The following is a 21,163-nucleotide window of genomic DNA, read 5'->3' as shown; positions in this document are numbered from 1 at the left end:
GCTTGACCCTACATTCTCTTGTTACTCCTCTTCCATCCTCCCCTTTTTCAACCTGCCGATTCAGCGCGGGCAGGGCGCCCCTGCTGGCCACATCCCGCAGCCCTTTGCAGGGCCATGCCCCACAAGAAGCTGTACAGGGCCTCTGGCAACAGGTGGGACTGTTCGGGACATTTTTTTCAAGCCGCAATAGCGCGCGCAAACAGGGGCTCATTCCGCTGTGCATCTGCCGCCCCCAGCGCCGTATTATAAAATTGTTTATGATACGCGCTTAACCCCGCGGAATCCGTTGCCATGGGCAGTTTGCCGGGTGCGCGCACATAAGCAACACGCGCCATGGCGCAGGCATAGGCCAGATTGCCCACCAGCAAATCCGCCCTGCCTACACCAGCCCCACTCCCCCCCATCTGCCGCACGGCGCTGGCCAGATCGGGGCGGAAACGCAAAAAATTCCGCCATATATCGTCATGCGTTGCGGGCTCCATCTGCCACAGGCCCAGAGCGGGACCGCCACCATTCTGCCTGAGCCATACAAGCCCGCTTTCCACCAGCGCCGTGCCGGTCAGCAGGTTGAACGCGGCATTCCCCCCCAGCCCCAACTGCCCCAGCACCGGGCACACCAGCAGCGCCTTGAACTGCCCCAGATCAAGACCCGGCATGAGGCACCCCCTGCACCGGCATATCCCACGGCTCACGCAGGTGCAGCCAGTGCACCCAGATGGTACTGGCCACCTCCTGATCGGACAGGAGGGTGGACCCCACAGCGGCGCTGATCGTACACAAAAGACCGGCTACAACGGCAAATTTTCTCCATCTGTGCAGACTGTCCTCGGCCAGCTTGTTCTGGCGCTCCTGCGCACCCGTGTGCTCGGCTATCTGCCTGGTCAGGTCCGTTAGCGCCTTGCGGGTGTCCGATGCCTCCACGGCCCGGTTACGCTCACGCTCCTGCCCCTGCGCCTCAACAGAGATCAGCTTCTCCATCATGGCGCTCTGGCCAGACTTGAGTGTATCCACATCGTCCTCCAGCCCATTCAGGCGGCGGGCGTGGCTGTCCACGATTACGCGCAGGTCATCATCAGCCGCGCAGGTTCCCGCGCACTGTGTTTCAGTCATCAATTTTATCCAGACATAAAAAAACCGCCCCTGGGGCGGCGGTCAGGACGGCATGCGGCCGCGATCAGGGGGTGGGCGCACTCGGCAGCGCCGTGCTGGTGGTATCGATGCCATTGGCAATGGCCATGAGCGCCTTGAGATACGCCACCCATGCATCCGGCGTGGCCTCGTTCAGAATACCATAGTTGTTATAGACAGCCGTACGGGCTGCGGAGAGTGCGGTGGCTGCCTGCGCCGCCAGCGTTATGGCGGGGGGTGTGTAATGTTCTATTACCCCGTCAACCAGTATCTGATCTGACGTGCGCGCGGACCACTGCTGGGAGGTCAGCGCGATCATTGCGGACGCAGCAGGAAGCCAGTCTGGCGCGGACTGGAATAATGAAACATCAACCCACCCCATAAGCGGATAACCACCAAGGGTTTCGCCTGTTTTAACAGCGTAATACTGTGCGGGATAACCCACACTCCACCACGGCGCTACAACAGGGGCTGTGAGTATGGTTTCAGTTTTTTCAGGTGCATCATCGCTCATCAGACCGGCCCTCGCGCTGTAATGTGAACTCCACCCAGAGTATCAGCTATTTCAATATAGACCCCCAGCGCGGTTGCGCCGTATGCGCGTATCTGCACCCCTCCCTGACTGGTCATACCACTGCCATTGTTGACGTTGATGATAGGCGCGGACGAAAAGGCCATGGGGAACGTCACAAACTGGGGCCGCGCGGTTATGGTGGCCACGAAGGAAAGGCTCATGACCGAAACCCCTGAAGTATCACCCTTCACGATTGAATAAATGCCGCCCGTAACAAACCCTGTTTGCGGAAGCTGTGATACAAACGCTACATTGCCCAGACTGGAAGAGGCAATTCTGCCACTGCCCATGAGCATAAACTGCTGAACCTGCGTTCTGGCCGAATTGATGATGTTGAAAAATGCCTCAACATTATCATTGCCGGTTCCGGGATCATACGCACCGAAAACCGTACTCGCCTGCCCGCCGTTCTGGTCATATGCCTCAAAATGGGCTGTTCCGGCAGTAATGACATTCCCACTAAAGACCTGTTGCCCCGCAACTGTGTTGCCACCAGTCAGGCGGGCGTAGCGCGCATCTGCATCAGACGCCCCGATAGCCTGCTTCTGGGTGTAGTCAGTCGGTGTTGGCACCGTGGTTATGCCGGAGAACGTGACAGGGCCGGTTACGGTCTGCAAATCAGACTCACCAGTCGCCAGAAACCACTGGTTTACCCACGCCTGTGTCGCGTAACCGTTAAACAGGGACTGCCACGCCGCACCATTGGCTCCAGGGGTGGAAACATTGGCATCCGCCGTGCTGACCCAGAACGTGCCCGGCACTCCCCCCCCCACAATGGCTCCGGCAGGGTAGCCCCCGATGGACTGGGCAAATGTCGCATCAAACGCTCCGATCCAGCCAGCCTGCAACACCTGCATGGCGCTGGAGAGCAGGTTGAGCAGGCCGTTCATGTCCTGTCCGCGGGGTGGCTCACCCCCTGCTGCGCGCGCGATAAAGGTTTCGGGGGGGAAGCCAAGCGCGACCGAGGCCGTGCCATCGCCCGCCACGGCCTGTATCTGCGGGATAACCGCAATATTACCCGCCGCTGCCGCCGCCCCTATGGGCGTGCCAAACAGCCTGCGGTCATCTGTGCTTTTCATGATCAATTGCTCTGAATCTGGTAGGATACGGAAACACCTGCTGGCCGGGGCAATACACCACTGTTCTGGATAATGCTGACCTGCACGGCAGTTGGCACAAAGCTGAACACGTAGGTCATGCTCATGTCGTTATTGTCACGCACATAGGCATCACCCTGCCCGGCAAAAAGCGTTGTCAGAATCTGGTTGATCTCGAACACCGAACCGCCGGAAATATTGGCCAGCGCACGGGCGTATATCAACTGGCGGTAGCCATCATCGGCCAGCCGGTAATTACTGGTCGCCTCCACCCCCCGGTACCATGGCGCGTTGACAAACCCTTCCTCCGTCAGATCCGAGGCTTCGTAAAACCCAAGGTAAGACTGGGCAGAAAGGCTTAACACGCGGGAGACCCCGACAATACGCCCCCATATGTCCAGCCCGTAACCCTGTGCGGTATGCAGGTTCCATACCTGATTGTACCACTGGTCGATCAGGGGGGCGGGATCGAGCATCTGGTTCCAGCCTGCAACCAACGCCTGCATGCGGGGCGCGTTGGCGTACTGGGATAAAAAAGTCTGCTGCACACCTTCCATCAGACCACCTGCACACTGATTGTCGCTGTTGAAACAACAGGGATCTGATCAAGATTGACCTGCACGGTGGATGCTGTCGGCTGGGCGGCAAGACCCACGGTTATGCCAACAATCTTAACCCAGTCCCCCACACCGCTGACGCTGGAATAAAAAGAGCTGGCATACACCATGCCACCAATGGGCACGCGCTGCGCGCCTGATGCCCCTTCAAACTCCGCTGCAATGGCGGCCTGCACATCTGCTACAGCCGTGGACGGTACGGAAGCCCCACCCGCCAGCACCACCGCCACATACACGGGCGTTGCCTGCGCGCGGGTAAACTGAATGGTGTACTGAGGATGTTTGGCATAAGCTGCATTGGGGTCCACCACAACCACGCTGCTTGTACCCACACTTGCACAACCGGGCGTTTTTTTACGCATGATGGCCAGAGCCACATCTGTATCCAGCCCACCATTCACACACACGTACAGACTGTGCGCAGGCAGGGTTACCCCTCCTGCGGTCAGGGGGGCGGCCGTGCTGTTCTCGCTCACATACACATCGGTCACACCGGGGGTGGACAAAACTTCCCCCGCCAGTGCATCCAGCGGCCCCATGGCATTGTGCGCGACACTCTGCTGGCGGCGCAGTTCAAACGCCTGCCGCCCCTCCACCGCCTGCCCCGGCACACCTGCCGTGGCGTTGCTCACACTGGTCAGCCCCACAACAGACTGGTACACGCCCAGGCTCAGGGGCGGGCATTCCACCCCCCCCGTAACAGTGCACGAAAACGTACCCGTCCCATACCCCGTCGCATCAAGCGTTATGGCGCCATCAGCCGCGTAGGTGTTGCCACTTCCGTCCTGCACCAGTGTTCCTTGTGGAACAACAGTGCCCGCTGCGCCCGAGCACTGGCAGGTTACCACCGTAGCGGTGGCAGGCTTGCGGGTAATAAAATACAGGTTGCCAATAGCGTCCTGCATGCGCCCTGCCGCACGCGCGGGGTCCACACCATTGAACAGGGCAAGCATCTGGTCATACGCATCACCCACAATAGCGGTAAGAGACATGGCAAGCTGGCCCTGCGGGGTAGACAGGTCGGTATTGAGCACGTTACCAAAAGCTGCGTTCATATCTGCAAGAATACCGACCAGAATATCGCTCTCCGCCGGAGCCACAAAACCTGCGTCGGTCAGGGTTGGGGCAGGTACGGCAGTAGTCCCCACGGTGTTAGAACCCGACATGCTGCACATCTCCCAAAGTGGTGGATACAAGAACATAGCCAGATAACTGGCGGTTGGCGGCAATACCTGTCAGCACGCACCGGGCGGCAGCCACACCGGCCACGGCACTGGCTGCCTGCTCTGCCTGCATCCGAAACACAGGGGCGGCCTGCATGTGGGCCAGAATATGCTGGCGGTACGGCAGGCCCTGTGCAGTGTTGTAGTAACATTCACCCGTAAAAACCCTTATGGCAGAAGAAACATTCTGGCATATGGCATAAGAGCCCGATGCCACGGCCATATTGCCGCTGGCATCGGGCAGCAGGTCCCATGTGGTCCGGTCAAGCAGCAGCGTGTTCATGACGCCCCAACAAAAAAACCGCCCAATGGGCGGTACGTTATAAAAAAACTGCGCATAATACGTGGACATGCTCCTTATTGCGGAGCACCTGTCCTGCCCGTTCCGGGCTGCACGCCCGCATGGGTGTGGTTTTGCAGGCTGATCTGCCCTGCCTGCACATCCCCCTGTGCACTCAGCCCACCCTGCACATTGACTGCGCAGTTGATCTGGCATGCACTGGCGTTCACCACAAAGCAGCCTGTGGTGGTCAGTACAAAATCCTCCCCTACCCAACCGGCATATTCCTGCGGGGGAGCGTTTAAAAATCCGCCAATATACAGGGAATCTGCGTAATCATGCTGGCGGTAGGAGCCGGGGGCGGCAGGCTGGCGGGTGCTTTTTACACTGGCGATATCCCGCCCGCAGACAATAATGGCCCCGATATCCCCCACCGCCGGATCACAGATCAGCGCACGCCTGCCCCCTTGCAGGCGCAGGTAGGGCACATTGTGGATCAAGCCGTGCGGCGTGGTGCGGCCTGCCCCATCCTGCTGGTGAACCATAGGTTGCACATCCACCATGCCCACCGGCTCCAGCCCCGTCCCACGCACGGCACGCACCTGCACAAGAGCCGTAGCCCCCAGCATGGCCAGCACCCGGCGAATGGCCGCATTGGTGGCGTTAAACGCGCTTGCCCCATCCTCGGCCCGCAGGGAGCCTACCAGTTTATCTTGCAAAAGCCTGTCCGGCAAAGTCTGGCCTTGCCGCCTCCACTGTTGTGAACCAGAGCCCATCGGGCCGTTCGGTTTGCAGGTCGTGGCGCACATTCTGCACAACCCATAACCCGCTTGCGGGCAGCATGCCGCCACCTGTGCGCATCTGGCCGGACTGCGCAGGCGCGGTCCGGGTGGAGGCTGGGGCGCCCCCCCCAGCCGCAGCATACGCGGCCGTCCCTGTTTGCAGGTGAACCGTATCCCTGAACCGGATATCCGGGTTGAACACGGTCCGGAACATCACACCATACTGGCTGTAGCTGGGATAACCCACCAGCCCGGTAGCCACACTAACAGGCCGCACCAGCCCATCCGCCTCCGCCACCATGCCCGCAGGCCAGATGGCCAGCACCCCGACCCCGATCTGGTAGGAAATACGCGCAGCCCGCGCACAGCCATCCACCTGCTCGGCCACGGACCCCTTGTAATACACCCCGCCACGCAGCAGGGTCTGCACGCCATAATTGGCAAAACCCAGCCCTGCCTTGTCGGCCAGTACCTGCATGATTGTGGCGACTGGCACATCCCCTCCAAACGATGTGGAGGTCACCGGCACGGCCGCGGGCAATGCGCCCGAGAGGGCACGGAGTTCAAACGCCACATCCGGGCTGTTGGCGTAGTCCACAAAAGCCTCAACCACACCGCCGGAGAACACAACCGGCAGACTGCCCTGCCCCGCACTGTCCCCTGCCATAATGGTCACCGTATTACGCGTTTGCGCCGCCATACCCGCCTGCATGAGCGAGAGACGGTTGAGCAGAGGCAACGCCAGCCCCTCCACCCGCAAAGTGCAGGTCATGCCACTTTCCAGCCCCGTGCTCATAATATGGCAGTGTACGCAATAACCGCTTAGGGTTATTGTCTCTGCCCCGGTGGGGCCAAACCCGTCCTGGGCCAGAGTAAACACCACATTCACCTGCCGGTTGGCCAAAGCGGCTGGCTGTGTGCCGCCCAGCGTGCCTCCGGCTGCTACCATGCTGTCCTGTGCGTTTTCAGCCATGGGCATCCTCCACGTAAACAAGCACAAAACGGCTGCCAAGGCCCGTATAGTCAGGGTCCTGTGTGCCCTGCGTATCTGCAAAGGCAAGGTCTCCGGGCAGGGGGGTGGCACTTTGGCGCACAAGCCATGTGCGGTCCTGGCACAGCACACCTGCCAGCACGGGGCTGTCATCTACCCACAGGGCGGCATACAGCCCGGTGCTGCGCTGCTGCATATCCAGCTGGCATGCCCGCCCCGAAAGGGGCACTCGCAGGCTCTGGTATGCAACCGCGCTCAAGGGAATAACAACCGCCATTACAAAAACCCCGCCACACCCATGTTGGAAGCAAGGGCCTGCACGTGCCCTCCGTTCCGTACGGCCTGCCCCTGTGGGGTCGCTGTAGCCGCAAATGTTGCGCTGGCTCCCAGCCGCACTTCCTGCACAACCAGTTCGGCCACCAGCATATTGACCCCCCGCCCGACATCACGCCGGATCCGGTAGCCGGTTACATTGACATTGGCGTAAACCGCTTCGGGCATGACAATATGATAAAGACCGAGATCGGCCACCAACGCATCCAGTGCGGCCACAAACAGGGCACGCGCCTGCAACCCGGCAGAAAGAGCGGGCATGCCCAGCGTGCTGAGCAGATCACCCAGTACACTTGCACTGCCCAGTTCCATGCTGGAACCATCGCACAGCATTTCCACCCCATACAGGCCGGGCGCCCGCACCTTGTTGTAGGACAGGAAAGACCCGTTCTCCAGTGGAGCGCTGGCAATGCGGCACTGGCTTTGCACATCCAGCGCGCGCACATGCCCCGACGTAAGGACCGGCCTGTTATCGGGCGTAAAAACACCCCATTGCCGCTCGGCCTGCGCCAGCACCGCAGCGTCCAGCAAGGTCGCAACGGTTGTGGAAGCCGAGGCCGAAACCCCCGCTCCGACCGACTGGCCCAGAAGGGCAGGTACCCCCGCCGCCACGGGCACGTCCCATACGGGAGGCAGGCTGATGGGAAGCATGGGCATGATGGCAAACTCCACCCTGTGAGATCAAAAAACAAAGAAAAAGAGGCTGACGGGAACGGGCCACATTCCATATTGCCTGCCCCAGAAGATATGGAGCAGCGTGCGCAGCATCAGGGGGAGGGCAGACGCCACACCTGCGCCTTGACCTGCGCAGAGACGGCGGGGAACGGGTCCACCCCCGTATTGCGGATAAGGGTCTGCACGCTCACCTGATCGCAGTGCGGGTGAACGGGGCGGTTTTTGCACACATACACCCCCGCCCTGTCCCGTGTGGGGGAGTAAACAGCCTTCCAGACCGAACTTGGCACATACACATGGTCACGCCCCTGCGTGGCAATGGGGCGTAAATGAAAAGCTGGCCCCGTAACCACATACAATTCGCCCTCGCGCCCGGCCAGCAGGCGCACCTTGCGCTCCATCCGTGCCCAGATGCCCTTGTTGAGCACAGAGGCCTGGGGAACAATGTTGGACAGGGCATAGGTTTCCTGCTGGCCTTGCAGGCTCGGCTGGTCGCCACTGGGGGCCATGTGCCCACGGTCATAGGGTTTTGCATGCCTGTAATCGCTGAGCGCAGCACCACCGGGCCAGCGCGGATCGGCATAAAAATGCCCCTTGCGCGGCAGGTCGGCCGCAGCCGCCAGCTCATTTGCCCGCAAGTGTTCCGCCGCCCATAACGGCCCATGCGACACAATGGACACAAGGGCTGCATACCCACGGTTACATAGCAGGACAGTCCCCTGCTCCAGCCGGTCACTGGTCAGCACCGGCAAGCGGGCATTCACCCCGAATGCCTGACACTGTTCTTCCTCCGCCCATGCGGGAACAGCAACAGAACACCACAGAACAAAAGCCAGCACCACACGCATGGAGCACACCATAAACCCGTTTCCTGCCCGCATGATAGTCAGGCACGCTCCTTGCACGGCCAAACGGCCCTGAGCCTAGAACTGCCCCATATTGGCCTGCCGCGCCTGCATGCGCAGCATGTCCATCCGCCGGGCGACCTCATCCCCTATAGCCTGTGGGGTGCTGTTTGTGGCGTTTACTGTAACTTGCGCCTGTATTGCGGGAGCGGGAGTTGCAGAGGGGAGCGCCATACTGGCAACCCCCACAGCACGGCTGGTTGCATGCAGGTAGTCCGGCACATGGGAGAGTGCCTCCTGTGCTTCTTCCCCCTGCCCACCTTCTGCAAACATACCAGCATGGTGCAGAACATCTGCCATAAACCCGGCGTGATGCGGCAGGGCAATGACCCGGCCATAAACACCATGCATCCGGCCCGCAGCCCCAGACGCAACGCTCTTTTGCGCCTGTGTAGCCCCCATATGCCCCAGCAGCATGGCCACGCCATACCCACCATGAACGTAAGCCTGTTGCCCGTACCCATCATGCCCATGACCGGGGGCGGTGTGGCGCATAGTGCCACCACCTCGGGCATAGGGCCTCAAGTGGACATGCAGGAGGGGAGAGGACGACCGGGGAAGTCTCTGCTCAGGAGGAGCATCCCGCGCCGTGCGGCTCCACACGCCAGTTCCCTGCCGCGCAACCCCGGTCAGGTCCGTACCCGGCAAGGCCACCCCCGAATGGGCTGCCACGGACTGCACGGCACCATCTGGCGCCGCAGGCCGCAGAGGTGTCGGCCGCAGTGCTTCTGGTACAGTGGGAGACTGATTCAATTTTTGTAAAAATCCGTTCATATATAGTTTGTTTTTCCAAACACTCCCAAACCGTTTCTCCTCGTGGAGAGACAGCGGGGGGGATGGTGCCACCCTGTCTGACGTATACGCCTCGGCCTGTGCAGCTTCTTCTGGCCATGCCATAGGCGGCGTGGCCAGAAGGGCCGCCACCACACCACGCCCGCGCACTCCCCCCGGCCTGAACGGTGGAATGGCCCCGCTCCGTGCCGCCCCCACCAGCACGGACAGTACCACCCGCGCCATTGCCGCATGCCCTGCCGCAACACCCACCCCGCCTGAATACCGGGGCAGCAGGGCAGCAGTCAGGCACTGTGTTAGCGTTGCCATTGCGTCTTACCTGTTAAAGCGTTTGATAAGGGCCATTTCCAGCAGGTTTTCAAAATCCTCGCTGTCATAAACGGTTTGCAGCTCGCACAGACTGGCCAGCCCTTCAAGCATGACCAGCGCATGCCGCTCGCTTACATTGGGGCATCGGGCGGCGGCACGCCGGGTTCTGTCTGAAGCAGCGCCGACAGAAGGGAAAACAACGGGCCGACGCCTTTGAAAAAATCCACATGCAGGGCAAAAGCTTCCTTCTGGAGCCAGCCAACAGTGGGAATTTCCTCCAGATCGCTCTCATCCAGCGGGCGGCGGACAGCGGCATTATGCGGGTCAGGCTGTACGCTCACGCAGCGCATGAGCCGGTCCAGCAGGTTATCCATCCGCTCGGGGGCCATGCCACCAAAAATGCCCAGCCCCACAGCGGCAAGCCCGGCCAGCCCGGCATCCACCTCCAGTCCGGGAATATCCGCGCCCGAGGCAATGGCCGCCTGCAGGCAGTGCCGCCCCCACTGGTCCGCCTCCATGGCGGACATGCGGGTAATGACAAACACCTTGCCGTAATCCGCACCGTCAAGCGGTACGGTCACGCTGGTCTGGCGGATAGCCATTACAGCCCCGCCGGGTAAATGGCCTGCCAGCACACGGCAAAATGCCGGTCTGCCAGCATCCGCCCGGCACTGGGCATGGGGGCCATGGCGTGCAGCACGCCATTGATCAGCGTATATTTACGGCCTGTGGAAGTCAGCGTGATTTCCGCCCCGAGGCGGTAAAGCGTACGCGCGGTCTGCTGGGCAGTCATAATGGCTTCAAACACGATCACGCTCTCGCTTGCGGCAGAAAGCATAATGGTCTGTTGCACGGGCTCGGGTACAAAACCCGCGTTAAGATACCCATCTATCGACATCTCGGTATGCGCGCAGCTCTGCTCCGCCACCTCCCACGCCCGGTCGGTTGCAAAGTTCTTGAGTGTAACCGGCGCGTTGTACAGGCCCGGAACGGTTATGGTGAAAATGGCATTGGCTGCCGAAATATCGAGCGCCATGATTACTGTACCTCAACACTGTTCAGAATAATGGCCTGCACGCTCTGCCCATCTGCGTACCACAGGCGCGCAGGCGGGGTTGTGCGCGCCACACGGAAGGACGCAGCAGCGCTGGACACGTTGGGCATGAAATACCACCCCCGCGTGGCTACGCTGTCCGCCGCCGTGGCCACGGCCGAAGCATTGTTGATCTGCTGCCGTTGTGCCGTACTTAACGCCACACCGGGCTGAATGGCCCCAAAGCCCAGCGCCTGCGTAATGGTGCCCTGCACGGCAGCGGCCACCAGAGTATCCCCCTCCGTATTGTACGGTATCTGCCCGGTATTGAGCAGAAGAGTGATCAGGTCCGAGGTCAGGCTGGCATTGAGCCATATCTGGTTGACATAACTATCCGCCCACAGGAACGGGCCAGACACACAACCAGGACGCATGAACTGGAACGTACGGGAGCCATTGGCATACGCGCCGTAAAAATTGTAGCCGTTATCAAGCAGTGTTTCGGCCATTGTGCCGTCCACCACGGGTGGTACAATCAACCCCGATGCATCCTGCACCATGGCCAGCGTCTGCCGCCCCGCCGTTGTGGCGAAGGAAAGGGAGGCCATCCACCCAAGGCACAGCGCAGCCGTTTGCGGGTCGTTGTACACAACGCTTACCCCGCTCAGGTTCTGGTTTTTAAGCCATACGCCAAATGCGGCTGTGCTGTTCTGGGTAGTGGCCTGTGTGTCCGTATCCCACAGCACGGCCCACACGGTGTTCCCTTGGGTGGCCACCCACTGGGCCATGGCCTGTTTGTCCGCCAGATCGGGCTCGAAGGCGGGGGTCAGCGCATTCCATGCGGCATTGGTGGCCCGCAGGGTGGCCATCTGCTGGGCCACGCTCTGCCCGGTTGCGGGGTTTGCGTAACCACCAAACAAAAGACGGGCGGGCGTCATGACAGCATTGGTGTACCCTGAAAAATACACACAGGCCATCTGGTATTCTACGGACTCCATACCAAACGCTGCACCCACATCGGCAGCGGTGGTAAAGTCCTTTACGGTGCCCACAGGCACAACGGCAGCATTGGTGCTCAGCACAAGGCCGGTCAGTGCGTTCAGGCTGCCACCTGTGGCCAGCACACCGGGGGTGACCTTGACAATGGTGGAAATGGGAATGCCAGCCACAGCGTTACTCCTCTGGCGGGTCGGATACATCGGCACTCAGTGCGATGACCGAAAGGGTTGTTGCAAAATCCTGAGCCATACTCAGGTTGAACGTGACCTGCATGTGCAGGGTGACAGTCCAGTTTTCTTCGTACTGATGTTCAGCATCCCTGAAGCCGGACTGGGTGGGGGCTTCCACATCCAGCGGGGCAAGCGGGAACGGCAGACCAGCAAAAAACGCAGCGGCCAGCGGGTCGCGCCACAAGGCGGCTATGGTTTGCACATAGCCCCCCGCACCACTGCCAAACACGCCAAGCCGCACGCCAAGTTTTACGGGCTCGCGCACCTCCCGCGTTGTGGTGGTGTAAATCCAGCTGTTGGTGGCAAGGCGTGTGCGCTCCACCAGCGTCATGGTCACAAAAGGGGTAAGGGGTGGGGCCACACGGTTCTGCTGGCCAAGCACCACCTGCACGCATGCGGGCAGGGTACTGAGCAGCCAGTTACGCACGGCCCCATAAACCTGCCCATCATCGGGAAAAATTACGCCTGCTGGCTGTTCTGCCGTGTTACCAGAACCTTGGACCATTCCCCCTCCCCCCATTGTTCAAGGGACTGGGTAATGAGCCAGTCCGCTCCGTAAAACTGCAAAATATCGCCCCCGCACTGCAATGCGCCATTGAGCGCACGGGCGGCGGCGGGCAGGTACACCACGCGCCTGTCCGCCTGCTGGGCAATGTTCTGCACCTGTTGCAGGTCCTCCCCAGCCACGGCCTGCACCTCTATTTGCAAATCCAGTGCGGTGTAGGTGGGGGTCTGGCTGCCATCGGGGTTGGTCACACTCCCCGTGCTGGCCAGCAGGGTTGCCGCAACACAGGGGTTGACTGCGCCACTCAGGCGGCCAGCCAGTGCAAAAATCTGCATGGCAGAACACTCCGGTTACACAGAAATCAGGGCCATATCCGCGGCATTTGCGGACCACCAGGCACGTAACGCGCCTGCCGCAGCCCCCGCGTGGCCGCCCAGAAAGCCGCCCCGTACTGGGTCTGGGCAAACCACGCTGCACGCTCGGTCTGGGAAGCATAATCAGTTGTGACCGATACACTCCCCCTGCTGGCAGAGGCCACACGCCCCACCAGCCCGCCATTGCCCCCCTGCTCCTGCGGCAGATCAAGCGTGGCAATATGAGCCACCAGCAACCCCAGCAGCAGCGCGCGCCGCCCTGTATCGCTCACCGGACCTGTAGCGGTATTGGGCAGGTACAGCGTGGCCTGCTCAAAACAGGCCTGTGCCTGCGCTGCCCCTACACTGGCTGCAAGCCCGGCAAACCGGGCCGACCATGCCGCGTAGTCAAACACGACCACGCCCGGCGCGGCTACATCGGTCGGGGAGGCTTCTGCTGTAGCAACATCAGTTGTGGCCGTATCTGGCATCAGGCTGAATCCCGGGCAAAGGGCGTCACACCTGGCAGGCTGGTGGGCTCCAGCCCTTCCAGCCCGGTGCGATGCTGGCCACGCTCGGCCAGTTCCGCCCCGGCGGCATCCGTATCGGGCTGGGCAAAGATCAACCCGTTCTTGAGCGGCAGAAAGTTGGGGTTCTGCGCCAGCCATGCCTGCCAGAAGCTGGTATCGACCTGGGTACGCCCCCCCATGCCCAGCAACAGGTTGTCCCGCGCGTGGTAGCGCGGGTCTGCCTTGGCGCCATTCAGCCGCACACGCGCACTGGGTTGGGGAGGCGCCATGACCGGGGTTGCCGCACGCGCACGCGCGGCCAGTTCGGCCGTGTCATACAGGTCCAGCACAAGCCCTGCGGGCATGCGGCAGATAACCGTAACCGTGCCACCTGCACGGGAGGCGTTGGAAGATGCTGCTGCCATTGGTTTTAAATCCCTGCCATGGTGACGCAGGCCTGCGGGTAGAACCAGATGGTCCCCCATGTGCCCTGCGATTTTTTCTGCCGGAAGCTGGAAGAATATCGTTCCACCGCATGGGCGCGCAGTTTTTCGGTAAAGGCGGTGGTCACAGCCTGCTGGCCTTCCACCTCGCTTACGAACATCTGCATCAGCGTGGTTGCCGCCTGCCCGCCCCCCAGCGTAACCCCCGCTTCTGGCAGGGTCTGGATGGTCAGGTTGGGCAGGTTTTTCTTCAGCAGATCACTCAGTGCCACCTGATACTGGTTGGTATAGAGCAGGCACTGCTGCCGCTCGGTTGGAATAACCAGCGTAAGGGGAGATTCAAGCGTCAGGTTACCCCCCATCTGCGCAGACAGCATGCCAAAAGCCTTGAGAATATCGGCATAAACCTGCACGGGGTCTGTTGTATCCGCCCATGTGTTCCCCGCTGCGGCCGTGCCGGAGGCCGCAAATTTGGGCGTGGGGGCAATGGCGGGCGGCAGGTTGGGGTCGTTCAGCGCACCATACAGTTCCAGCCCGGCCACGCCGAACAGGTTGATCTGGTTCTGGTTACGGTTGAGTACCGAGGCAGAGGCCAGGTTTTTCTGGTTTACCCAGTCAATTTTGGCAGCGCCCATGCGCTCCACCTCGCGCTCGCCCCAGCGGGTCCATGTCTGATAATAAAAAGACTGGCGCTGCACCCAGTTGGCGTTGGAATCCACCGTGCCTGCGGGGCTGTAATCATCATACGCTGCGGCATAGCCAGAAAGTTCCACAACCGGGAACTGTGCGGTATCGGTTGTCCAGTCCCCTTTACGGGCCGTACCGTAAATGGCCTCCGAGCGGGTGGGCGTGACCAGAGCGCGAATAACCACCGGGTCAGTATAGGTGGTGAACAGGGTGGGAATACCACTATTGGGCGCAGTAACCGCCATGTTGGCAGGCAAGGCCGCATCCTGCGCCAGTTCGGAAAAATAGCGGCTGACACCGCCAAGATGAATTCCCCAGTCCCGCGCAAGGGCTGGTGCATCGTTCCGGAAAAAAGTGCTCATACCCTGTTAGTTCCCTGTCCCTGAGGTGGAGGAGGCCGCACTGCGCGCACCTGCAAGTGGGCCGGTGATAATGAACGGCAGCCCCGCAGCAGCCCCCTGCGCCACCGACCAGCCCGTATCCACCGTGCCGGTAGGGGCCGCACCTGCGGCCGCGCACTGGAGCGTGCCATCACTCAGCGATGCATAAACAGCCTGCCCCGTAACCGAGGCCGTGGTGGCTTGGGCGAACACATCTCCCCCTTCGGCCAGCCCCACCATAAAGCCCTGCGCAATGGTCATGGTGTTCTGCTGCATGTACTGCGTGGCCTGCCCCTGCTGGGCCCGTACAACAAAACCTGTTGGAGCGGCCTTTGGGTTTGCCGGGTCTGGCTTGTTCAGCACCGTTGTGCCATCGGCCTGCACCCAGGCAAAGGCCGCCACAGCCACCCCCCCTGTTCCTGCACAAAACCCGTTAGCCCCGGGCACAACCATGCGCTGGGGGTTCTGGCTGGCCCATGCACCGGGGAACCCGGCAGGCCAGCCATAATGCACTGTATTGGGAAAAGGCATTGTTTGTGCCTCCTTGTTTTAAAGTTTGCGCGGCGCATGTACGCCAAAGCGGGTTGCCAGATACGCCGCATGATCGGCCGCACGATCGGCCGCGCCCAGAGCATGCCCCGCGCGATCCCCCATGCCAGATGGAGCGGTGGCAGCCGCCGTACTCAGGCAGGCCAGAACAAGGGCTTTTAGACCCGGCTCGTTTACACCCTCGGTACCCACACCCTGCTCGGTCAGAGCGTAACGCAGAATATCGGCAGCACTGTCCATGCCCAGCACATCCCCCACCAGCGGGCGGACGAGGCTGCGGGCTTCCTGCGCGCCTGCGGCACGGGTACGCTCGGCGGCAAGGGCTGCGGCCACGGCGGTCTGTACCGCACTGTCCTGCGCGGTGGCAGGCTGCGCCACCGCCACCTCCTCCGTAACCGAACGGGGCGGCTCCTGCACCGGGGGGGCTGCCCCTTCCCGCGCGCCCTGCGCATCGACCATGCCGGTGTGCCTGAGCCATGTTTCCAGCTCGCTCAGGCTTGCGGTCATGGCCAGTGCGCCTGTGGCAAAAGCCGTGCCAAGGCGGGCAAAAACCTGCCCCGCCGTGGGGGCTTCGTGTGTTTGAACCATAGCAATATCCTTTGGTTTGGCATCCGCCACCACAACATCCGGCCCGGCACGCCCGCTGGGCACAAGAGCCACATGGTTGCCACGAATGTTGGTCATGCGCCCGTCATAGGGCTGGCCTTCAAACTGGCCTGCCTCCATGACCGGCGTATAGCGGTACGCGCAGGAGAGTTCGCGCTGCGCGCCCGAGCGGATGTTATGAATGGCCCCGGCGTTCCAGATCGCCAGGGAATTGGTCAGGTACGGGCTGGTAAAGCGTGCACTGGTGCCCGTGGTGCCCACAACCAGATCGGCCCGTGGGGCGGCGGCGGTAACATGGGCATGTTCGGCCAGAACTGGCAGGGCGTTAAAACTGGGGGCCGCGCGGGCCAGTTCGGCAGGGTCACGCAGCAGGTTGTACAGCCTGTCCGGTGCAAGGCCCAGCGCATCCGCACCAGGAATTTCGCGCCCGTAATAGGCGTTAACGCAGGCCTTGCTGATGGGGGTTGCCGCCACATGCAGACGCCCGTCCTCATCAGTCATGCGGACCGAGCCCATGCGGTCATGGGCGAGTGTGTTATTCATGCTGTTCTGCTCTTTTTGCCTGTGGCGTTTTGACAAAATCCGTATCCGGCCCGCCACCGGGCATGGGGTGGACAAGCCCTGCGGTGCGGTAAAGGCTGTGCGCATCCGCCGCCTCTCGCGCACGGGCTTCGTGCGCAGTGATCTTGCCCGAGAGGATATTGGCCGTATCCATGTCCGTTTTGGTTTTTTCCACTGCGGCGGCCTCCTGTTCGGACATCTGCCACAGGGGCACGAACTCAAAATCCAGATCGGGGTCTATGCGCCCCCACAGGTTAAGCTGGACAAGATGGAACAGAGCCCGCAGAACGGGAGCCATATGCGCTTCCTGAAAAGCTGCGATCTCGTCATAAAAAACCCTGATCTCCCCCTGGGAGGACGCGTTAAGACCCTGCGGCTGGATACCAAACAGCTTGACCAGCGGAATACCGGGAATACCGGCCATGAACTCCTGCGACTGGGCCTGAAGCTCCGCAAGACCGCTGAGTGGCGCTGACTTTATATCAAAATCCTCGCTCTCGCGGTCGAGCACGAACGTGCCATTGTTGCTCTGCCATGCGTTCATGGCCGCAACGCGCGCAGTAACGCTCTGGGCGTCAATATCGGCATACTGCGCGCCAGCATCGGACTGCATGGTGCCACTCATGTCGGTTTTTAGAATTTTGGTGGCAAAGTTGCTTACCATGTCCGATACCGACTGCCGCGTGCGCAAAAAATTGTGCACGTAGGTTTCCAGCATCTGCGGCAGGGCCAGACCGCCAAAATTGAAGGCGGGCTTAAGAATATCCGGCACCTCAAACGGCACCACGCTCAACAGGCGCGAACTGTTGACCAGCACCCCCTGCACCCACCAGTCCGCCGGGCGGTAATAGTCCGCCCGGAGCGGGTTATCCGCATTGTAGCTGTTGGGTGTGGTCCATATGGGGTCTATGTTGACCAGCCGTTCAAGCTGGCCGCGCGCCATGCCATGCGGGGTTGGGCACAGTGGCACGGCCTGCCCCGCATCGTTCAGCGGCACGCCGCGCAGGCCAATCCATATATGGCCCACACCAAAGCCCAGCCCGTGCACAATCTGGCGGCGCACCACATCGCGCACATGCAGGCGCAAAAACTCCAGCTCCACCGCACGCAGGCGGGCGGCTGTCTGGGCCGCATCGGCCTGCATACCATTGCAGCGGAAGCGGATCCACGCCCGTGTTGCCTCACGTGCAATAATTTCCACGGGTTTTCTAAACTCGGCCCGCAACATCATGGCGGCAAGGGTTGGATAACCTTTAAAAGCCAGCCCCTGCTCCACAAAGCCCGAGACCATGCCATACTGCGCACTGGCATACGCCCCCAGCCCTTCATCCATGGCCAGCGCAGTCCCCCCCGCCCCGCGCACACCGCGTGGAGCCTGGTAAGGCTGAAACAGCGCAGCCGCCCTGTCCTGTACGGTGGAGGAAGGCTCCTGCATGGCGTCACCCCCAAAGCCGAACATGGCACCAAGGCCCAAACGCCTTCTTCCCCCACCATGCGCTGCGTGCCGGGGAATAAGTGGCAGAGCCGCAGCAGGCGGGTTATGGGGCAGAAACGGCTCCATAGCTGCACGCACTCCCCCACCCTGCGCAGGGTTTGCGCCCGAACGCCCACACAGGCGGGCCAACCAGTTTGTCATCAGTTTTTTCCGTTCCTGCTGGCGTGCAGAATGTGCCGGAGTGTTCCGGCATTAAAGCGGGGCAGGGTGCGCCGGTTGTGAATAACCCCATCCAGCGCATAGCGCAGCGCATCTATCCAATGGTTATGCGCATCCTCCACAATGGGCAGGATATCCCCTGTGTCCTTGTCTATCCTGTAGGAATACAAACGAAATTCCTCCGCAACCCGCATACAGCGCGGATGCACCACAATGCCGTCAAACGCTTTAAGCCGGGCTATGCCGTCCTCCACACTGCCGGGCCATTTTCTGGCGGCACCAATACGAAAACCATATGCGCGCGCCAGAAAACTTATGGTTTCCGGCCGTGCGCCATCTGCCCGCCAAGGCCATTGCCCGGCATTGGGTATCTGCCCCAGCACGGCGGGTATGGCATCCAGCTCCACGCCAATGCCCCCGGCTTCGTGGTCGATATAGACTGTATTGTTCACAATAAAGCAGCGCAGGGCGGCAAGCGGGTCTTTGGCAAAACCCCAGTCCACACCATAATAAAACCGCGCGTCTTCGGGCACTGCAAACTCCTGCACCCTTACCCGGCCTGCAAAAATCTGGGCGGCGGAAAAACTCTGGTAATCCCCTTCCCACACATGCCCGTATTCATCTGGGCGGGTACGCTGGTCTTCCAGCCGCTCTGTTGGCAAGGTGCCCTGATCAAACCATGGGTTATCCGACCAGTTGGCCCGCACGGCCACAAGGTCCGCCCGGTCCGAACCTGCACCGCGGAAAAACGCATCCACGGCGTCCTCTGGAGCATGAGGGTTCCATGAGGCCCATATTTCCGCCCCTTTCTTACGCAGGGTGGGGCGCAGCATGCGCCAGCTCAGGGCAGAAACGGACTGCGCCTCCTCCACCCATGCACGGTCAAACCCTTCAAGCGACTTCAGGCTTTCCGCCGTGTGGTTCTGCATGCCCTGAAAAACGATTAACCCATCACCAGGTGTATGAATGGCCCTGTCCTGCACATCAAAATACCGTTGCAGGTTGAACTGGCTGATTTTATCAATAATCAACTGACGGGAGGAAAGCTGGGTGGATTTCTGCACCTCCCGGATACACACCGTACGGTGCCCTGCCAGCCGCAGATGTTCCTCCACCACACATTCACCAAAAAAATGCGACTTGCCAGACCCCCGTCCCCCATATGCGCCTTTGTAACGGCACGGCGCCAGCAGGGGCGCGAACACCCTTGCCGTGGGAATTTTAAGGCTTGGTCCGCTCATTTTTCCCTGCTCCTCGCTCCGGCGGGTCCACAATCACACGGCGGATGGTGCGGGGCCTGCCATCGGGCCGGGCCACGGAGGGCTCCTGCGGTTCGCCTGCTGCTTTTTCGCCGTAGCGGGCAGGCGCACGCTTGGACATGATCCATTTGAGTGTATCAATCCGCAGGCGCATGGCGGCAGTATCTTCCCCGCTTATGCTATGGACCTCCTGCAACAGCCGGTCCTCAAACGCTTCTGCCGCCAGCACCCGTGCGCGGGCGTAACGGCTGGCCAGCGTGGAGCTGGCGCGCAGGCTGGCGCGCATATGCTCCCATGTTGGCATACCCGCCCCCGTACTGATCTGGCGCAGGGTATGGCCTTCCTCCGCCTGACTGAAGATGTGCTCCCAGACCTCAGGCGTAATAGCCGGTTCGGGTATTGCCGTGCTGGGGTCTGGTGTCTTTTTGCATGCAGGCATGGGTGTAGGCCTTATTGTGGGGCATGGTCTTGTGCGGCCAGCCTCCTTCCACCGTCTGGCTGGTGCGCTCTCGCGCGATCATGGCGTGAATACGCTGCATGGCAGGCTGGGGGAGCTGCCCCACAACCGGGCCACGTACCGCCCGCTCGCGCACCACACAGCGCACACGCACCTCTGGTGGCAGATTGGCCTGTGCGCTCTCGCACCATGAAAGGGGAACATCAGCCCTATGGCGTGTATTTTCCGCTTCCGGCACCAAAAAACAGAGCAGGGGCAGGCCCGCACGCAGGCCAACACACACTGCATCCGTACGGTGCAGGCGCACCACATCGGCATAGCTCACTGACTGGATCATGATTTTTCCACAAATAGGGAATACGGCCCTGTGTGCCGTCTAGCGCCCGAAGCATAAAAAAAGCCGCCCGGCGGGGGCGGCTTGCTGCGGTCTGGCGCAGGAATTCCAATGTAGGTATTTACATACGCAGGCTGCGCGCACATGGCAAGTTAAAAAAACACACAATGTGCATATTTTTTACAAATCCGTTTTTTGTAGCGTCTTTTTTTCCAACATTCCGCAGTCCGTCGTCCCACCGGAGCGCGGTTTTTTACGGTTCTGGTTCGCACGGCGCAGACCGTTATAAAACCCCTCAAGCTGTTCCAGCAGCATGGCGCATTGGGCAGAAACCTTGAGCCGCGCACGGGCATCTGACAGATGCGGAAAAAGTACGCGCCCCATCTGCATGAATGACAGTTCATCCACCAGCATCAGTTTAAGCCGCATATCGGCACACAGACCAAGGGCATGGCGCACATCGGCCAGACGGCCAGCAGCGTGTGCGCGTGTCATCTGCCAGGACACATCATCATGCCGGGTCAGGGTATTGGGCGTATGGTTGGTGGGATATTCAATATGTCCCACATACGCAAATACCCAGTCCCTATACCAGCGTTCCGCCGCGTTGGCGGCATCTTGGGTAATATCGCGCGCATTCAGCAGGGCCTGCACCGTAGCCAGAACCCGTAACGGACCACCGGGAAGCGCCGTATCCACCACAAATACGGATTTTTCCATCCGTTCGGCTGTGGGCGGGCACCCGCCCTGCACGGATAAAAGATCCGCATGCTGTGCAGCTCCCTGCTTTTTGGAAACCTGCGTGTGGGATGCGTTCATTTGCATAAAATCCTTGCCTTCCCTGTCTTTTCCACCGCTTTGGGGAAAACGGGCTGTAAACTGTTCAAATTTCTGTAAA

The 21,163-nt window shown here is 60.9% G+C and carries 28 protein-coding genes; all 28 read right to left on the bottom strand.

Annotated elements, in window-relative coordinates; all coding sequences use genetic code 11:
* Positions 1 to 176: 176 nt before the first annotated feature.
* Complete coding sequence (locus PY793_RS07860) at positions 177 to 656, bottom strand: hypothetical protein (RefSeq protein WP_275177542.1); 480 nt, start codon at positions 654 to 656, stop codon at positions 177 to 179.
* Entirely contained in the window at positions 643 to 1,110 is a 468-nt protein-coding gene (locus tag PY793_RS07855; RefSeq protein ID WP_275177541.1) for a hypothetical protein, read from the bottom strand. Before PY793_RS07855 ends, PY793_RS07860 begins: the two co-directional genes overlap by 14 nt.
* A 64-nt stretch (positions 1,111 to 1,174) precedes the next feature.
* The gene (locus tag PY793_RS07850; protein ID WP_275177540.1) at positions 1,175 to 1,642 is read right to left on the bottom strand and encodes a hypothetical protein; all 468 of its coding nucleotides are present in this window, start codon (positions 1,640 to 1,642) and stop codon (positions 1,175 to 1,177) included.
* The gene (locus PY793_RS07845) at positions 1,642 to 2,781 is read right to left on the bottom strand and encodes a hypothetical protein (RefSeq protein ID WP_275177539.1); all 1,140 of its coding nucleotides are present in this window, start codon (positions 2,779 to 2,781) and stop codon (positions 1,642 to 1,644) included. Before PY793_RS07845 ends, PY793_RS07850 begins: the two co-directional genes overlap by 1 nt.
* A gap of 2 nt (positions 2,782 to 2,783) precedes the next feature.
* Complete coding sequence (locus tag PY793_RS07840) at positions 2,784 to 3,356, bottom strand: DUF2612 domain-containing protein (protein WP_275177538.1); 573 nt, start codon at positions 3,354 to 3,356, stop codon at positions 2,784 to 2,786.
* Positions 3,356 to 4,582, bottom strand: coding sequence for a baseplate J/gp47 family protein (locus PY793_RS07835; protein WP_275177537.1), 1,227 nt, complete (start codon positions 4,580 to 4,582; stop codon positions 3,356 to 3,358). Before PY793_RS07835 ends, PY793_RS07840 begins: the two co-directional genes overlap by 1 nt.
* Complete coding sequence (locus PY793_RS07830) at positions 4,569 to 4,922, bottom strand: hypothetical protein (protein ID WP_275177536.1); 354 nt, start codon at positions 4,920 to 4,922, stop codon at positions 4,569 to 4,571. The genes PY793_RS07835 and PY793_RS07830 overlap by 14 nt, the downstream gene beginning before the upstream one ends.
* Before the next feature lie 74 nt (positions 4,923 to 4,996).
* A complete protein-coding gene (locus tag PY793_RS07825) occupies positions 4,997 to 5,638 on the bottom strand; it encodes a Gp138 family membrane-puncturing spike protein (RefSeq protein WP_275177535.1) in 642 nt (213 codons plus the stop codon).
* Positions 5,628 to 6,674, bottom strand: coding sequence for a baseplate hub protein (locus PY793_RS07820; protein WP_275177534.1), 1,047 nt, complete (start codon positions 6,672 to 6,674; stop codon positions 5,628 to 5,630). Before PY793_RS07820 ends, PY793_RS07825 begins: the two co-directional genes overlap by 11 nt.
* A complete protein-coding gene (locus PY793_RS07815; protein ID WP_275177533.1) occupies positions 6,667 to 6,969 on the bottom strand; it encodes a phage baseplate plug family protein in 303 nt (100 codons plus the stop codon). Before PY793_RS07815 ends, PY793_RS07820 begins: the two co-directional genes overlap by 8 nt.
* The gene (locus PY793_RS07810) at positions 6,969 to 7,682 is read right to left on the bottom strand and encodes a hypothetical protein (RefSeq protein WP_275177532.1); all 714 of its coding nucleotides are present in this window, start codon (positions 7,680 to 7,682) and stop codon (positions 6,969 to 6,971) included. The genes PY793_RS07815 and PY793_RS07810 overlap by 1 nt, the downstream gene beginning before the upstream one ends.
* A 110-nt stretch (positions 7,683 to 7,792) precedes the next feature.
* Complete coding sequence (locus tag PY793_RS07805; protein WP_275177531.1) at positions 7,793 to 8,560, bottom strand: DNA/RNA non-specific endonuclease; 768 nt, start codon at positions 8,558 to 8,560, stop codon at positions 7,793 to 7,795.
* 63 nt (positions 8,561 to 8,623) lie between these two features.
* Positions 8,624 to 9,706 carry a hypothetical protein gene (locus PY793_RS07800; protein ID WP_275177530.1) on the bottom strand — a complete coding sequence of 361 codons (1,083 nt, stop codon included), beginning with the start codon at positions 9,704 to 9,706 and terminating at the stop codon, positions 8,624 to 8,626.
* Between the two features lie 131 nt (positions 9,707 to 9,837).
* Entirely contained in the window at positions 9,838 to 10,308 is a 471-nt protein-coding gene (locus tag PY793_RS07795) for a hypothetical protein (protein ID WP_275177529.1), read from the bottom strand.
* Positions 10,308 to 10,742: a phage tail fiber protein gene (locus tag PY793_RS07790; protein WP_275177528.1), complete on the bottom strand. Its 435-nt coding sequence runs from the start codon at positions 10,740 to 10,742 to the stop codon at positions 10,308 to 10,310. Before PY793_RS07790 ends, PY793_RS07795 begins: the two co-directional genes overlap by 1 nt.
* A 2-nt stretch (positions 10,743 to 10,744) precedes the next feature.
* Positions 10,745 to 11,908 carry a DUF3383 family protein gene (locus tag PY793_RS07785; protein ID WP_275177527.1) on the bottom strand — a complete coding sequence of 388 codons (1,164 nt, stop codon included), beginning with the start codon at positions 11,906 to 11,908 and terminating at the stop codon, positions 10,745 to 10,747.
* A gap of 4 nt (positions 11,909 to 11,912) precedes the next feature.
* Positions 11,913 to 12,473: a phage neck terminator protein gene (locus PY793_RS07780; RefSeq protein WP_275177526.1), complete on the bottom strand. Its 561-nt coding sequence runs from the start codon at positions 12,471 to 12,473 to the stop codon at positions 11,913 to 11,915.
* Complete coding sequence (locus tag PY793_RS07775; protein ID WP_275177525.1) at positions 12,428 to 12,808, bottom strand: hypothetical protein; 381 nt, start codon at positions 12,806 to 12,808, stop codon at positions 12,428 to 12,430. Before PY793_RS07775 ends, PY793_RS07780 begins: the two co-directional genes overlap by 46 nt.
* A gap of 26 nt (positions 12,809 to 12,834) precedes the next feature.
* Entirely contained in the window at positions 12,835 to 13,317 is a 483-nt protein-coding gene (locus tag PY793_RS07770; RefSeq protein ID WP_275177524.1) for a DUF4054 domain-containing protein, read from the bottom strand.
* Positions 13,317 to 13,760 carry a hypothetical protein gene (locus PY793_RS07765; protein ID WP_275177523.1) on the bottom strand — a complete coding sequence of 148 codons (444 nt, stop codon included), beginning with the start codon at positions 13,758 to 13,760 and terminating at the stop codon, positions 13,317 to 13,319. Before PY793_RS07765 ends, PY793_RS07770 begins: the two co-directional genes overlap by 1 nt.
* Positions 13,761 to 13,765: 5 nt before the next feature.
* The gene (locus PY793_RS07760) at positions 13,766 to 14,827 is read right to left on the bottom strand and encodes a DUF2184 domain-containing protein (RefSeq protein WP_275177522.1); all 1,062 of its coding nucleotides are present in this window, start codon (positions 14,825 to 14,827) and stop codon (positions 13,766 to 13,768) included.
* A gap of 6 nt (positions 14,828 to 14,833) precedes the next feature.
* A complete protein-coding gene (locus PY793_RS07755; protein ID WP_275177521.1) occupies positions 14,834 to 15,376 on the bottom strand; it encodes a structural cement protein Gp24 in 543 nt (180 codons plus the stop codon).
* A gap of 18 nt (positions 15,377 to 15,394) precedes the next feature.
* Positions 15,395 to 16,543: a DUF2213 domain-containing protein gene (locus PY793_RS07750; RefSeq protein WP_275177520.1), complete on the bottom strand. Its 1,149-nt coding sequence runs from the start codon at positions 16,541 to 16,543 to the stop codon at positions 15,395 to 15,397.
* Positions 16,536 to 18,197: a phage portal protein gene (locus PY793_RS07745; RefSeq protein WP_275177519.1), complete on the bottom strand. Its 1,662-nt coding sequence runs from the start codon at positions 18,195 to 18,197 to the stop codon at positions 16,536 to 16,538. The genes PY793_RS07750 and PY793_RS07745 overlap by 8 nt, the downstream gene beginning before the upstream one ends.
* On the bottom strand, positions 18,197 to 19,456 hold the full coding sequence (locus PY793_RS07740; RefSeq protein WP_275177518.1) for a PBSX family phage terminase large subunit: 1,260 nt from the start codon (positions 19,454 to 19,456) through the stop codon (positions 18,197 to 18,199). Before PY793_RS07740 ends, PY793_RS07745 begins: the two co-directional genes overlap by 1 nt.
* Positions 19,437 to 19,913, bottom strand: coding sequence for a terminase small subunit-like protein (locus tag PY793_RS07735; protein ID WP_275177517.1), 477 nt, complete (start codon positions 19,911 to 19,913; stop codon positions 19,437 to 19,439). The genes PY793_RS07740 and PY793_RS07735 overlap by 20 nt, the downstream gene beginning before the upstream one ends.
* Positions 19,849 to 20,268: a hypothetical protein gene (locus tag PY793_RS07730; RefSeq protein ID WP_275177516.1), complete on the bottom strand. Its 420-nt coding sequence runs from the start codon at positions 20,266 to 20,268 to the stop codon at positions 19,849 to 19,851. The genes PY793_RS07735 and PY793_RS07730 overlap by 65 nt, the downstream gene beginning before the upstream one ends.
* 177 nt (positions 20,269 to 20,445) lie before the next feature.
* Positions 20,446 to 21,084, bottom strand: coding sequence for a hypothetical protein (locus PY793_RS07725; protein ID WP_275177515.1), 639 nt, complete (start codon positions 21,082 to 21,084; stop codon positions 20,446 to 20,448).
* Positions 21,085 to 21,163 lie beyond the last annotated feature (79 nt).

The organism is Acetobacter fabarum (assembly GCF_029069195.1).
In the GTDB taxonomy this organism is placed as follows: Bacteria; Pseudomonadota; Alphaproteobacteria; order Acetobacterales; family Acetobacteraceae; genus Acetobacter; species Acetobacter fabarum_A.
Note: the sequence above shows the minus strand (reverse complement) of the source record. Positions and strands in the feature narration are given on the sequence as shown.